Origin of the sequence: Cohnella boryungensis (genome assembly GCF_042651945.1) — a bacterium.
Taxonomy (GTDB): Bacteria; Bacillota; Bacilli; order Paenibacillales; family Paenibacillaceae; genus Cohnella; species Cohnella boryungensis.
Map to the genome: position 1 here is coordinate 59,411 of NZ_JBHSED010000035.1, position 13,624 is coordinate 73,034.

General features: G+C 57.4%; 12 protein-coding genes and 1 CRISPR repeat array (1 of these 13 only partly in view). Of the genes, 6 read left to right on the top strand and 6 right to left on the bottom strand.

The genetic code is table 11. The features are described from left to right. Positions 1–361: direct repeats of the CRISPR family, unit length 32 nt; unit sequence GTTTCAACCCACGCTCCCACGAGAGGAGCGAC (it extends 1,789 nt beyond the left edge of the window). Positions 362–689: 328 nt separating this feature from the next. Continuing rightward, complete coding sequence (locus ACFO1S_RS15735; RefSeq protein WP_204605620.1) at positions 690–1,715, top strand: hypothetical protein; 1,026 nt, start codon at positions 690–692, stop codon at positions 1,713–1,715. Between the two features lie 96 nt (positions 1,716–1,811). Further along, the gene (locus ACFO1S_RS15740; protein WP_204605666.1) at positions 1,812–3,158 is read left to right on the top strand and encodes a GH1 family beta-glucosidase; all 1,347 of its coding nucleotides are present in this window, start codon (positions 1,812–1,814) and stop codon (positions 3,156–3,158) included. Between the two features lie 135 nt (positions 3,159–3,293). Here ACFO1S_RS15740 and ACFO1S_RS15745 read toward each other — a convergent pair whose 3' ends face one another. From ACFO1S_RS15745 to ACFO1S_RS15765, 5 genes are read right to left on the bottom strand one after another with little or no spacing between them, the layout of a single operon-like run. Continuing rightward, a complete protein-coding gene (locus tag ACFO1S_RS15745; RefSeq protein WP_204605619.1) occupies positions 3,294–3,926 on the bottom strand; it encodes a hypothetical protein in 633 nt (210 codons plus the stop codon). Next, a complete protein-coding gene (locus ACFO1S_RS15750) occupies positions 3,923–5,143 on the bottom strand; it encodes an ABC transporter permease (protein WP_204605618.1) in 1,221 nt (406 codons plus the stop codon). Before ACFO1S_RS15750 ends, ACFO1S_RS15745 begins: the two co-directional genes overlap by 4 nt. Beyond that, complete coding sequence (locus ACFO1S_RS15755) at positions 5,140–6,015, bottom strand: ABC transporter ATP-binding protein (protein ID WP_204605617.1); 876 nt, start codon at positions 6,013–6,015, stop codon at positions 5,140–5,142. Before ACFO1S_RS15755 ends, ACFO1S_RS15750 begins: the two co-directional genes overlap by 4 nt. Positions 6,016–6,046: 31 nt before the next feature. Further along, positions 6,047–6,343, bottom strand: coding sequence for a hypothetical protein (locus ACFO1S_RS15760; RefSeq protein WP_204605616.1), 297 nt, complete (start codon positions 6,341–6,343; stop codon positions 6,047–6,049). Next, positions 6,306–6,929: an RNA polymerase sigma factor gene (locus ACFO1S_RS15765; RefSeq protein ID WP_204605615.1), complete on the bottom strand. Its 624-nt coding sequence runs from the start codon at positions 6,927–6,929 to the stop codon at positions 6,306–6,308. The genes ACFO1S_RS15760 and ACFO1S_RS15765 overlap by 38 nt, the downstream gene beginning before the upstream one ends. A gap of 228 nt (positions 6,930–7,157) precedes the next feature. Between ACFO1S_RS15765 and ACFO1S_RS15770 the strand changes: the two genes are divergently transcribed. The 3 genes from ACFO1S_RS15770 to ACFO1S_RS15780 are packed head-to-tail and all read left to right on the top strand — an operon-like array spanning position 7,158 to position 10,879. Then, positions 7,158–8,900 carry a B12-binding domain-containing radical SAM protein gene (locus ACFO1S_RS15770; RefSeq protein ID WP_204605614.1) on the top strand — a complete coding sequence of 581 codons (1,743 nt, stop codon included), beginning with the start codon at positions 7,158–7,160 and terminating at the stop codon, positions 8,898–8,900. 21 nt (positions 8,901–8,921) lie between these two features. Continuing rightward, positions 8,922–9,911, top strand: coding sequence for an L-glyceraldehyde 3-phosphate reductase (mgrA, locus tag ACFO1S_RS15775; RefSeq protein ID WP_204605613.1), 990 nt, complete (start codon positions 8,922–8,924; stop codon positions 9,909–9,911). Between the two features lie 11 nt (positions 9,912–9,922). Next, complete coding sequence (locus ACFO1S_RS15780; protein ID WP_204605612.1) at positions 9,923–10,879, top strand: acetylxylan esterase; 957 nt, start codon at positions 9,923–9,925, stop codon at positions 10,877–10,879. On the opposite strand, the gene ACFO1S_RS15785 is transcribed toward ACFO1S_RS15780, so the two are convergent. Further along, on the bottom strand, positions 10,868–12,451 hold the full coding sequence (locus ACFO1S_RS15785; protein WP_204605611.1) for a helix-turn-helix domain-containing protein: 1,584 nt from the start codon (positions 12,449–12,451) through the stop codon (positions 10,868–10,870). The genes ACFO1S_RS15780 and ACFO1S_RS15785 overlap by 12 nt on opposite strands. 140 nt (positions 12,452–12,591) lie before the next feature. Between ACFO1S_RS15785 and ACFO1S_RS15790 the strand changes: the two genes are divergently transcribed. Continuing rightward, positions 12,592–13,620, top strand: a complete 1,029-nt coding sequence (locus ACFO1S_RS15790) for an ABC transporter substrate-binding protein (protein WP_378127109.1) — start codon at positions 12,592–12,594, stop codon at positions 13,618–13,620. The last annotated feature ends 4 nt before the right edge of the window (positions 13,621–13,624 follow it).

A 13,624-nucleotide genomic window follows, 5' to 3' on the forward strand; every position in this document is an offset into this window, starting at 1 on the left:
TCAACCCACGCTCCCACGAGAGGAGCGACCCAAGCGATCAGATGAGCAACAATCGCAAATCAATGTTTCAACCCACGCTCCCACGAGAGGAGCGACGCCAGGCTTTTGCCATGACGCTCGTACTCACGCTGTTTCAACCCACGCTCCCACGAGAGGAGCGACCTGCAATTGGTTTACGGTTAATGACGGATATTCGTTGTTTCAACCCACGCTCCCACGAGAGGAGCGACTATAACTCATCATCCGGTACTCGCGGTATTCAAGTTTCAACCCACGCTCCCACGAGAGGAGCGACTAATGGCACAATGCCAAGCGCTGCTCGACGAAGCGTTTCAACCCACGCTCCCACGAGAGGAGCGACTGTACTACCTTTTTCCCCTTACAGGGCAAGGAATTTCGGGCTTTTTTCGCGAACCGCCTATTCAGCATGCTGAATATAGCATTAACTGGGCTCTGAATTCCCGGGAAGCCTTACACAGCGTGTGGTGCGAACCTCCCAGGAAAGTCATGTGAGCTTGGGGTTCGCACCAAGCTCACATCCTTACTTTCCATCATATAGCAGAAAGACTTAGCAAGTCCATCCTAACGCAGAGCTTCCCCCCACCCCCAATCCATCGCCCCTGCAACTTCCGTTAGCGGAAACTCGTTGATAGGAGAGACGATGAAAGTCCACCGGGAGGTCTATTGCCATGAAAGCAACTCGATTAAAAGTGAGCCTGTCTATCCTGATCCTGTCCGTCGCCCTAAGCGCATGCGCATCCGATTCGAGCGGAACGGGCGGCCCTTCGCCGACCGCGCAGCCAACGGCAACCGAGCCCGTGCCGAGCGAGACCGCATCGGCCGAGCCGACCGATGAGCCTGACGAGCTTGTAGTGAAGACGTTCCGGGATGAGGCGGTCGCGGGCGCCCCGGCTGATCAGGTCTATACGGCCTTTAAGCTAGCTATGAATAAGATTCAGCATCCCGCACAGGCCGATGACCTAGTCAGAGCGCTGGATGCCTATTATGACAAACAATTGGATGCGATTGACGCGCCTTATGAGCCCAACGAGGTGCAGCAGGCGCTCTACGAGCTGGAATGGCCCATTACTGCAGCCGAAGCCACCAAGCTGAAGGACGACGAGATTCGGGAACTGGTCGAACGGACGTTGACCGGCGGCTACAAGCTGGAATCGGTGGAGGGCTATATTTTCCCGATTGTGGATTACGGCAAGCTGTTGTCCTTCGGCCATCAAGCGTCAATCCCGATGAAAGCCTACCTGGAGCTGATGGCGACGGAATCCGACGCGATGGTTGCGATGGACGGGGGCATTGTCATTACGTTGGACGATCTGGCGGCAAGAACGCTCGCCTCCGAGAGCTACGTTCTGAACTTCCCCGATACGCCGGAGAGGGCGAAGGTCGAGGAGCGCTATTTGCAATATCTGAACCTGCTGTTCACGGGACTCAACAATACGCCGATCTTCGATTACGACACCTTTCTCGTAGAGCCTGATGTCAAGCGGCAATTCGAACAGCTGGCCTCCGCCCATTCGGGCACGATTACGGGTAAGCTGGCTCAGGAGCTGCTGGACATCTTGAAGGAAACGAACGATCAAGTGTTCACGAAAGACAAAAAAGGAGAGCAGACGGACATTCCAGAGATGAAGACTTTCCGCGACCAGCTGGAATCCGCGGCTCGGTCCAAGCTCCCTGCCATAAAATCAAATAAATAGAAGCCAAAATCGCATACAGGATATCGGATGAGGATGGCGAATTTCAGTAAGGGACAGAAATCGTTTTCTGACATCAGGTTCTTGGAGGGATTACTTTTGGCTCGCATTCATTTTCCGAAGGATTTCGTATGGGGAACAGCAACGGCATCTTATCAGATTGAAGGGGCGTATCAGGAAGACGGACGAGGTCTGTCGATCTGGGACACGTTCTCCCATACCCCGGGGAAAGTCGTTAATAACGATAACGGCAACGTCGCATGCGACAGCTACCATCGCTATGAAGAGGATGTTGCCCTGCTTAAGAAGCTGGGCGTGAAGGCGTACCGTTTCTCCATCGCATGGCCGCGTATTTTCCCGAACGGGACGGGCGAGGTGAATGAGAAGGGACTCGCGTATTACACCAAAGTCGTCGACGCGCTGCTGGCAGCGGGGATCGAGCCTTGCGTGACGCTGTATCACTGGGACCTGCCGCAAGCCCTTCAGGACAAGGGCGGCTGGGACAATCGCGATACGATTCAGGCGTTCGTCAAGTATGCGGAAGTCATATTCAAGGCTTTCGACGGCAAAATCAAGCAGTGGATTACGTTTAACGAGACGTGGTGCGTGTCGTTCCTGTCCAACTATATCGGCGCGCATGCGCCGGGGAATACGGATCTTCAATTGGCGGTTAATGTCGCTCACCATTGTATGGTGGCGCACGGCGAAGCCGTGAAGATATTCCGCGAGCTGGGCGTTCAGGGCGAGATCGGCACGACGCATAACCTGTCTTGGCTGGAGCCGTACTCGACTTCGCCGGAGGATCAGGCTGCGGCTCACCGCCATCGTGCCTATACCAATGAATGGTTCATGGAGCCTACCTTCAAGGGAAGCTATCCGCAGTTCATGGTAGACTGGTTCAAGTCCAAGGGAGCAGAGGTTCCGGTCCTGCCCGGAGACATGGAGACGATCTCCCAGAAGATCGACTTCATCGGGGTTAACTATTATAGCGGGGGCTTCGGTCGATACAAGAAGGATGAGGGCCTGTTCGATTGCGAGCAGGTGCAGCTCGGCTTCGACAAAACCTATATGGACTGGAATGTATACCCGGACGGCTTGTACAAGGTACTGAGCTGGGTGCATGAGGAATACGGAGATACTCCGATCTACATTACGGAGAACGGCGCTTGCTACGAGGATACGCTAACGGCGGAGAACAAGGTTCACGACGTGCTGCGTACGGCGTACTACAGGAAGCATTTTATCCAATGCGAGCGTCTGATCGAGTCCGGCGTACCTCTGAAAGGGTACTTCGCCTGGTCGCTGCTGGATAACTTCGAATGGGCCGAGGGCTATCTGAAGCGGTTCGGGATCGTCTATACGAACTACGAGACGCTGGAGCGCCATCCGAAGGACAGCTACTACTTCATCCAGGATGTCATCCGCAACAACGGGTTCGAAGCCTAATCCATCCCCTGCGATAGGGGATAGAGAAGAAGGCCGTCTCCAAGTCTGCTGCAGACTTTGGGGACGGCTTTCTTATTTTAAACGCGCTAAGCTGTTCACTTGATATGGAATGGCTTCCGTGTTCACAGACGCGCCTCAGTCCAGTCTCCCGCGCGGCAGCAGGAAGGCGCACAGCGCGGCGAGGGCGAGAGACAGTCCGGCCAGCAGCCATTTGTCGGGGTCCCAATCGCTCTTCAGCAGGCCAAACAGATAGAACGGCCCGGTCAGCTTGCCTTTGGTGGTGAAGTCCAGAAGGTACCACGCAAACCCCGCAATATATCCGGCAGACGGGCTGCGAAGGAGAAGCGCGACTGTCATACCGCAGGTTCCGATCGCCACGGCGGTCATCGTTACCCCGGCGATCATCGGCGCAAGGTCAAAGCCGGCTCCGCGCCAATGCAGACAGGCGAGAAAGGCGGCAATGACTCCGAAGGCGTAGACAATCGTGACCAGCCAGCGGAAAAGAAAAACAGGAGAGTGGCGCACCTTCTTGGCGTACAGCGTCTCGCCGATCCCCCCGTTCTCCAACAGAGCCAGGTGGGGAAATACCATCAGACCGATCAAGCTGACCAGCAATTCGCCGATTCCGGCGACGTATCCCCGGTCCATCAGCTCCGGGCTCATGAAGAGGGGAGCCACAGCCAGCAGAGCCGCCGACAGGGGCCAGGAGACATGCGCCGTCAGCTTGAGGTTGTACCAGCCGAGCATGCGAAGGGTTTGACCTGTCATCGGGCGGCCTCCGTCGCGGAGGCTTTACGGGCCGACGCTCTTCGGAACGACATGCCGGAAGCCTCCCGGCTGCGGTTTCTTTCCCATAGCCACGCTGCGCCTGCCGTCAGCAGCACCGCCAAGATCAGATAGAAGCCGCGGTTAAGCGCGATGTCATCCGCCCACGCGTTGTACAAATCGTAATCGTCCGGCGAGTTGAAACGAATGAACAGCCGATACAGCCCGTAGGAGCCCATGAGCGGCAGAACGGACACGAACCACCAGACGATCTGCAGAGCGACAGGCGCGATTCCCCGGCGGAACAGCATGGACCCGAACAACCCGAAGGCGACGGAAAACCATATCGTAGGCAGAATCCACCAGGCCGTGTATTCGAGGAATCTGGCTATCGCCGTTCCCGTCTGCCCGTCCAGTTCCAGTGTGCGGACGGTTGTCCAGGCGCCAAGGCAGGCCAGCGCAAGGTACACGAGGGATAGCATGACGCCGAGCGCGATGAACTTGGAGAAGACATAGGTCCAGCAGGAAACCCGGCGGCTGTAGATCAGTTCGCTCATGCGGCTGGAACGGTCGCGGAGCAGCAGGAAGGCGGACAGGAAGACGGGGAAAATGCCGGCGGGCAGCGACAGGTAATCGCTGAAGTAGCGAGCCGCTCCCGGCAATAGCTGCCCCGCCTCGACCTTCTCCAGGTAGCGCATTCGGTTCTGCTCCTGCGCTTTTACCGCTTCATCATAGGTTTCGATAGGCAGCCCGAATTCGTTCATTCCTCTTCTATACATGCTGTTCCCGCCGAGCTCCGAGTTCAACTCGTCGGCAACCTTGAAGACCTCCTCCATCGCATGGTTGTCCGGCTTCCGCAGAATCTCGTCCAATCTGGATAGGGCCGCCGAAAGGGCGTCCTTCTCCCTCTCGTTCAGCTTGACGTTGACCAGGAAGCCCAATCTCAGCTTCTCGATGGTTCCTCCATCGAGATCCCCGCCCACGACCGACCGCATACTCGTCGCTAATTCGAAGGTATTCTCCGGCTTCTTCCAGCCATAATAGGGATGCTCCTCGCTTCCCATATTTTGCGGCTCGGTTACGGAAGGAGGGGATAGTTCCCCCCAGGTTTCTTCCGTCGCATACGAGGTGAAATAGAAGAAGCAGGTGACGAGGATGAACACGTAGAAAACAAGACTGCGCATCGTCATGCGCATTTCCTTGGCGATGAGAGCCATCATGCGAGCGACTCCTCCTTGCGCATCAAGCACAGGTAGGCATCCTCGATAGAAGGCGAGGCTTGCTGCGCTCCGGCATAAGGCCGCTCGTCGGCCAGAATGCGAACCCGCATGCCGCTCCCCTCGGGCACGGCGGACAGCACGGGAAACCGGTCGCGGTCCCGCTCCCACTCCGTCCGGTCCAGCTCCGCCGTCCAGACGCGCCCTTCGGCGGCCTTCGTTAAGTCGCCGATCTTGCCGTGATAGCGCAAGTTGCCCTTCTGCAGCACGGTCATGCGCTCGCAGGTCGATTCCACATCCTCGACGACGTGCGTGGACAGCAGCACGATGCGGCCCTCGGCGAATCTCCCCAGCAGCCTCCGAAAGCGAATCCGCTCCTCCGGATCAAGCCCTGCGGTGGGCTCGTCGACGATCAGCAGCTTCGGCTCGTGTACCATCGCCTGGGCGACGCCGAGCCGCCGCTTCATTCCACCGGACAGCGCCTTCACCTTGGTTCGGCGCTGCTCGGTCAGGTTGACCCGCTCCAGCAGGTCGTCGATTCGCCGCTTACGCTCCGCGCGGCCCTTAACGCCGGACAACAGAGCGAGATAATCCATCGCCTCCAGCACCGACATCCCCGGGTAGAAGGAGAAGTCCTGCGGCAAATAGCCGACAAGCCGGCGGATGTGCGCTTTTTCCGACAGCTGCACGCCCGCTATCGAGGCTTTGCCGGAGGTTGGCGCAAGCAGGGTGGCGAGCAGCCGCATCAGCGTCGTTTTGCCTGCTCCGTTAGGCCCTAGCAGCCCATGTATTCCTTCGCCCACCCGGAAGCTGATCTGATTCAGGGCATGCTTGTCCCCATAAGTTTTGGTCAATTGCTCGATTATAAGCTCCATTATGATGACAGCCTCCTACAGTCTCGTCTAGCTATTCCTTGTCCTTATCCGCGCTCCACAGCCACTCCGTTCTTTCCGCCGTTACCCCGGCCCCGATCAGAAGGAGAGACAGCGTCACGCACAGGCCTTGATCGATCTTGCCGAGCCGGATCATCAGGAAGACGGCCCCTGCCGCCGCCGCGACGGAAGCCGCCTTGGCATAGCGTTGCCGCGCTAGCAGCCGGGTGTTGCGCCGCACCTTTTCCGCTTGGCTCCTGTCGTATTCCAGCTCCCGGGCCTTTCGGTACACCTCATCCAGAAACGCTTGCTCCCGCTCGGTTGGCTTCACCGTTTCTCTCCTCCTTCTCGTAGATCTGTCTCAGCTTCTTGCGGGCTCTGTGCAGCAGAACCTTGAAGGTCACCGTATTTCTCCGCATGATGGCTGCCGCCTGCGCATACGACAGCTGCTCCATATCGACGAGGTACACCGCATGGCGGTAATCCGGCTTCAGCTCCAGCAGACGCCGCCGCCATTCCCGATCCTCCTCGCGCACGATCGCCGCCCGCTCCGGATCATTCGCGTCGCCGGGCGCGGCACGGCTCCCGTCCGTTCGATCCCGCTCGGAGTCCTCATCGAGGCCAGGGTAGAAGCTCCGGCCGAGAAGCCCCGCTCCGCTCGCGGGACTCCGCTGCTTTTTCCGCAAGGCATCGATGCTTTTGTTGCGGAGGATCGTGAACAAATACGTCTTAAATGAGGCGCGATAATCGTACTTGTCCGGGTAGACGAGCAGATAGGCGAAGCAGTCCTGAGCCAGATCCTCGGCTGCGTGGTAATCCCCGGTCAGATGGTAGGCGAACCTCACGGCGGACTGAAGGTATTGCCGGACCAGCCATTCAAAGGCGTCCCGCTCCCCTTGCCGAAACCGAAGCAGCACGGCCGCTTCCTCTACCGCAACGCCCGCGACCTTTCCTTTGTTCCAGTTCGTCCCAATCGCCTCCCCTCGCGTTGTCCTCTATCCCTTATTCGTACAAGCCTCCGAAAGAGTTACAGTTATTCGGCAAATAGGTTTGCGAGCTTAGTCAAAGCGTCGATTGCTTTGTCATCCTCGGGGATTATACGTTACAATGGAGGCGATGTCTCATACCGAAAGAGGATAAGGCCTATGAAAGTCGTCTTAGCGACGTTAAACGCCAAGTACATTCATACCTCGCTTGCCCTGAGATATTTGAAAGCGTATGCCGGGGACGAGTTCGAGGTGGAGATTGCCGAATATACGATTAAAGACCCCGCGATGGGGATCGCCTCCGATTTGTTTTCCAAACAACCGGACGTCATCGGATTCTCGTGCTACATCTGGAACATCGAAGAAACGATCGTCGTCGTGGATATGCTCAGGAAGGTTCTGCCCGAGACGAAAATCATGCTCGGAGGCCCGGAGGTGTCCTACGATACGGAGTTCTGGATGAATCGGCTGTCCTCCGTCGACTTTATCGTCATGGGCGAGGGGGAGGAAACGTTCCGGGACCTTCTGCGGCAAATCGCGGGGGAACAGAAGTATCACTTCGTATTCGGAATGGCCTATCGCAAGGGAGAGCAGGTCGTCATTACGCCGCCGCGTCCGAAGCTGGATCTGAACGCGATTCCGTCTCCGCATCGCTTCGAAGCTGATCTGGATTCGATGCGCAATCGCGTCGTCTATTTCGAGACGAGCCGGGGCTGTCCGTTCAGCTGCCAATTCTGCTTGTCCAGCATCGAGGTCGGCGTCCGCTATTTCGATATGGAACGGGTGAAGGCGGAGCTGACCTATCTGATCGACAATGGCGCGAAGCTGATCAAGTTCGTGGACCGGACGTTTAATATCAAGCGCGACTATGCCATGGAAATCTTTCAATTTCTGATCGACAACCATCGGGGCTGCGTGTTTCAATTCGAGATTACAGCCGACATCATGAGGCCGGAGGTGCTTGATTTTCTTGCCGAGCATGCCCCGCCGGGCATCTTCCGCTTCGAGATCGGCGTACAATCGACGAACGATCCGACGAATCTGGAGGTGCAGCGCCGCCAGAATTTCGCCAAACTGACGCGCACGGTCGTGAAGGTCAAGGACAGCGGGAAGATCGACCAGCATCTGGATCTCATCGCGGGATTGCCCCACGAGGACTACGATACGTTCCGCAAGACGTTCAACGACGTGTTCGCGCTGCGGCCGGAAGAATTGCAGCTCGGCTTCCTGAAGATGCTTCGGGGAACGGGCTTGCGCATCAATGCCGCAAAATACGGCTACGTCTTCTCGGAGCGGGCTCCGTACGAGATGCTGGGCAACGATCTGATGCCGTTCGGAGACATCGTCAGAATCAAGCGGGTGGAGGACGTGCTGGAAAAGTACTGGAACGCGCACCGCATGGATCGGACGATGGAATATTTGATCGAGAGGGCCTATCCTTCCCCGTTCGATTTTTTCCAGGTGTTCGGAGACTACTGGGAGGGGCGGGGGTGGAGCCGGATCGGTCATCAGCTGGAGGATCTATTCTCCCGACTGTGGGCGTTCCTGGAGCACGACGCGCGTCCGGAGCTGGACCGCGATATCGCCTTCGCGCTGCTGAAGATCGACTACTACCTGCAGCACAAGTACAAGCCCCGCAAGCTCTGGTGGGAGGATCGGCTGGAGAAGAAGGAATGGAGCGCCGCTCAGAAACACGCCGCCGACAAGCTCGGCATGGATGAGCGGGAGCTGCAGAAGAAAGCGGCGTTCGACCGTCTTCCGTTCGATTACGGCGCATGGGTGGAGGAAGGACGGATTGACCGGGGCGCCCCTTCGACGCTCGTATTCCTGTATTCGGGGGAAGAGGCGGGACCGCAGATGGTCGCGCTGCCGCAGCCGGAGGGGCGCGCGGCAGTTAAATAAAAGCAGAGAGGTGACGGATTCATGGTCTATCAAGCAAACCCTGAGCGTTACGGCACGATGAAATACAATCGCGTGGGGCGTTCGGGTCTGAAGATTCCGGCGGTCTCGCTGGGCCTGTGGCATAACTTCGGAGGCATCGACTCCTTCGAGAACGGGCGAGCTCTCGTGCGCCGCGCCTTCGATCTCGGCATTACGCATTTCGACTTGGCCAACAACTACGGGCCGCCTCCCGGATCTGCGGAGACGATGTTCGGGCAGCTTCTCGCAACCGATCTCAAGCCCTATCGGGATGAGCTGGTGATTGCCACCAAAGCAGGCTATCGTATGTGGGAGGGCCCTTACGGAGAATGGGGCTCGCGCAAATATTTGATCTCCAGCCTCGACCAGAGCTTGAAGCGCATGGGGCTGGATTACGTCGATATTTTCTATCATCACAGGCCGGACCCGGATACGCCGCTGGAAGAGACGATGACGGCGCTCGATTACGCCGTTCGCTCCGGCAAAGCGATGTATGTCGGCATATCCAACTATCGCGCGCCGCAGGCGAAGGAAGCGATTCGGATTCTGCGGGAGCTCGGCACGCCGCTGCTCATTCACCAGCCGAATTACAACCTGTTCGACCGCTGGATCGAAGAGGGTTTGCTTGATGTGCTGGAGGAGGGCGGAGCCGGCTCGATCGTCTTCTCGCCGCTTGCGCAGGGCTTGCTGACGAACCGCTATCTGAACGGAATTCCCCAGGATTCCCGCGCGGCCGGCGCATCGGTGTTCCTGAATCAGAGCAACATTACAGCCGACAAGCTGGACAAGGTGCGCGAGCTGAACAACCTGGCCGAGGCCCGAGGCCAATCGCTGGCGCAGATGGCGCTGGCCTGGGTGCTGCGAGGCGAACGCGTCACCAGCGTTCTGATCGGCGCGAGCAAGGTCGAACAGCTTGACGACAACGTTGCGATGCTTAAGGGTCTGGACTTCTCGTCGGACGAGCTGGCGCGCATTGAAACGATTTTGAAATAAGGGTGAGCAGAATGGGCAACGCGATTTCCAGACGCATTGAGGAATTGGAGAAACTGACGGTCCCGCTAACGGCGCAGCCGGATTTGGACGAGTATTGGGAGGACACGCTGCGCAAGTATGCCGCCAAGCCGCTGAACGCGGCAAGAACGCCGGTCGAGACGCCTTTCCGCGAGATGGAGGTGTTCAGGGTCGAGTACGAGGGCTTCGATGACACTCGGATTCAGGGCTGGTATTTGCTCCCCCGTCTCGGACGCGACAAGAAGCTGCCCTGTCTCGTGATCTATCACGGCTATAGCGGAAGCAAGGGGTACCCGGAGGATTACGCCTCTTATGTGATGATGGGCATGGCCGTGCTGGCGATCGACGTGCGCGGCCAGTCCGGGGAGACAGGCAATCTCATGCCGCAGGATTACGGCATGGTGAGGGGCTGGATTACGCAAGGCATTCTCGACCGCGATACGTGCTACTACAAGGCGATTACGATCGACGCGCTCAAGGCGCTCGATTGGGTCGGCGAGCAGCCGGAAATCGACCCCGCCCGCATCTGCGCGATGGGCGGCAGTCAGGGCGGAGGCTTGGCGATGATCGCGGCGGCTCTGTCGGATAAGCTGGCGATTGCCGTGGCCCACATTCCCAATATGTGCTATATGGACTTCGGAATGCTGAATTCGACCAGCTCCCTGACGGAAGCGTCCGCATTCGTGGAGCGGTTCCCCGAGCATCTGGAGACGGTGACTCGCACGCTCAGCTATTATGATAATCTGAATCTCGCTCATCGCATTCGCATTCCGATCTTCGTCACGGTAGGGCTGAAGGATCCGGTCACGATGCCGGAGACGATCTATGCCGCGTACAACCGGATCGAAGGAGACAAGAGCATTTCCGTATTTCCGTTTACCGGTCATGCGGTTACGGGCGGACAGAATCGCCAGGCCTGCGACTTCATTGCCTCCCGGCTACTGAAGTAGCTCGTCCATGATCTGCATTCTGCCCGCCGGAGACCAACTCATGCCGACCCAATTGGGAGTCATGTGAAGCTGATTGTTTTGCACCGCCCGAATGGCGTTCCATTTCGGGCTTTTTCTTATTTCCGAGAAGATGGCGCGATCGTCCGGATGGAAGAACAGGTCCTGTACGAACAGGTGGTCCGTTTCGATATCCGGGTACTTATCCGGCGAGAACTCGACGCTCATCACGTTGACGGGCACGCAGAAGCCCGGCTTCAGCTCAAGCTCCTCATAGATCAATTCGTTAAGCGGGTGGGCCGACATTCCTTGTATTCGAATCAGCTTATGGATGACCCTCATGATGGTCAACGATTGGTCGCCGTATCGCGACCTTAGCTGTTTGCGGCTGAGCTCAAGCTTGCGGTCCAGTTGCTTGAAATTGCGCATCGCCGCGTCCTCTCTTCCGACAATCTCCGCCAACCGCTCGTAATTAGCCCGCCAGTCCATGCTCTGGGCGAGAATAACGGTTGGAGCGATGCTCTCGAACTGATCGAGGAAAGGCTTCTGGTAGTCGTCGCACACAATCAGGTCCGGCGCGGAGCTTCGAAGCTCCTCGATTCGTCCGGCGACTACCGCGTGATAGGCATCCTTATCCATGGTCTTGTCCTTGTGGCAATTGGTCGAATAGACCGGAGAGGTGCCCAGCGTAAGCAGAATATCGTTGAAGCGAAGGGCGGACACGACGGCCACCCGCAGATTCGTTCTTCGTAGGTATTGGGTCGGAGAGAGTCCCACCTGACGCTTGAACATTCGGCTGAAATAAAACTCGTTCCCGAAGCCGCTGGCTGCGGACACATCCTTGACGGAGCCGCTTCGTCTTTCGGCGAGCATGCGCTTTGCTTGCTCGACCCGATAGCCGTTCAGGTAATCGATCGGCGACACGCCATGAATTCGCTTGAATTCCCGGGAGTACGACGTCGGGGTGAACCCGGAGATTTCGCTTAGCGTCTCCAGCTTGATCTTCTCGCTGTAGTGCTGGCGAATATAAACAAGGCTCTGACCGATGCCTTGCTCGATCGACCGGCTCTCGCGAGGCAGCGAATCGTTCGGGAGCACCTCCTGCAGCAGCCCATAGAACAGCACCTGCAAGCGGAAGCGATCGTACGGGTGGTGCGTGTACAGACGATACGCTTCCTTTATCTTGTCGAGGACGGCTAGCGGCTGGCTGATCGCGATTTCCCCATTGGGCCAGATCGGCTCGTCGGGGGAGTCCCCACGCGAGAGCGTGTCCCATGCCCCTCGGCTTTTTATCAGCGTCGGGCTTTCTATCCATAACAGATAGAGCTCCGCATGGTCTCCCCGGCGAATAAACTCGACCTTCGTTCCGGGAGCGGCGTGGAATAGCGTGTGAGGCTTGACGTTGTACTGCGAATCCCCGATCTGCACGATGCCTTCGCCCTTGGCGACGTAGCAAAGAAGCCGGACGGGAGCGCGAAATCGGCGGGCGGACGACATTCTTCCCATATAGCGACGGTAGACGGAGGAGAGCAGCATGAGCGGCAGCGTGTTGGGCAAGGTGGATGGGATAGCCAAAGGATCGCCTCCTGCACGGGTGTGAGATAAAAAAAGTCATCGATTCTGGACATAATCGGTCATGTACAAAGAAATATACCCTCATTATAATTGATAAGGATTCTCATTATCACCAACTATTTTGAGGGGGACTTCTACTAATGGTTCAGACACGAGTGAAAAAACAAGCAAGCGTTGCAATTATAGGCCTGTTGCTTATGTTATTTATAGCAGCTTGCGGGAACAACGGCAATTCAGGCAACGCGCAGCCTTCGGCATCCGCCGAGTCTTCTCCGCCGGCATCGGCCGCGGCAACTCCGACCGCCTCCCCATCCGCAAGCGCCGCCGACGTTCGCACGGTTAAGGATGCGTTCGGAGAGGTGACCGTACCGGCGAACCCGCAACGGGTCATCGTACTGTCTTCCTCCGGATTGGACAATCTGCTTGCGCTGGACGTCAAGCCGATCGGAGCTCCGTACAGCGTGTCCGTGAATGCCAACTTCTTCGCCTATCTGGTCGATAAGACGGAAGGAATCGAGAACACGGGAACGACGGATCAGCCGAATCTGGAGACGATCGCCAAGCTGAACCCTGATCTGATCATCGGACAAAGGGACACGCACGAAGCGATCTACGAGGATCTGAAGCGCATCGCGCCGGTCTTCCTGTCCGAGAGAGTATCGAACGATTGGAAGGGACTGTTCCGCGATCAGGCTGATGCCGTCAACAAGCTGGCCGAGGCGGAAAAGCTGATCGAGCAATTCGATGCTAATATCGCCAAGTTCAAGACGGATATGGGCGATACAGCGGCGACCAAGACGGTGACCCTGATTCGTCCTCGGGAGGATCATATTCGGATTTATACCGAGAACTCCTTTGCCGGCTCCATCGTGAAGGAAGCGGGATTGGTTCGCCCTGCCAAGCAGCAGGGGGTGGAAGAAATCCATATCAAGATTACCGAGGAGCAAATCGGCGATATGGACGCGGAGGTGCTGATCTCGTTCGGACGCGAGAGCGAAGCGGATTATTTCAACAATCAAATCTTGAAAAACCCTCTGTGGAACACGCTTGCGGCCGTTAAGAACAACGAGGTTCATATGGTCAACTGGGAAATTTGGCTGAGCGGTCAGGGCATCCAGGCTGCCAATCTGATCCTTGACGATCTGAACACCTTCTTCCTCGGTCAATAAAGGA

Excerpts from the sequence above, each read along its gene's own strand:
- ACFO1S_RS15735 (WP_204605620.1), top strand. The coding sequence starts at position 690 with ATGAAAGCAACTCGATTAAAAGTGAGCCTGTCTATCCTGATCCTGTCC.
- ACFO1S_RS15745 (WP_204605619.1), bottom strand. The coding sequence starts at position 3,926 with ATGACAGGTCAAACCCTTCGCATGCTCGGCTGGTACAACCTCAAGCTG.
- ACFO1S_RS15750 (WP_204605618.1), bottom strand. The coding sequence starts at position 5,143 with ATGATGGCTCTCATCGCCAAGGAAATGCGCATGACGATGCGCAGTCTT.
- ACFO1S_RS15755 (WP_204605617.1), bottom strand. The coding sequence starts at position 6,015 with ATGGAGCTTATAATCGAGCAATTGACCAAAACTTATGGGGACAAGCAT.
- ACFO1S_RS15770 (WP_204605614.1), top strand. The coding sequence starts at position 7,158 with ATGAAAGTCGTCTTAGCGACGTTAAACGCCAAGTACATTCATACCTCG.
- mgrA (WP_204605613.1), top strand. The coding sequence starts at position 8,922 with ATGGTCTATCAAGCAAACCCTGAGCGTTACGGCACGATGAAATACAAT.
- ACFO1S_RS15780 (WP_204605612.1), top strand. The coding sequence starts at position 9,923 with ATGGGCAACGCGATTTCCAGACGCATTGAGGAATTGGAGAAACTGACG.
- ACFO1S_RS15790 (WP_378127109.1), top strand. The coding sequence starts at position 12,592 with ATGGTTCAGACACGAGTGAAAAAACAAGCAAGCGTTGCAATTATAGGC.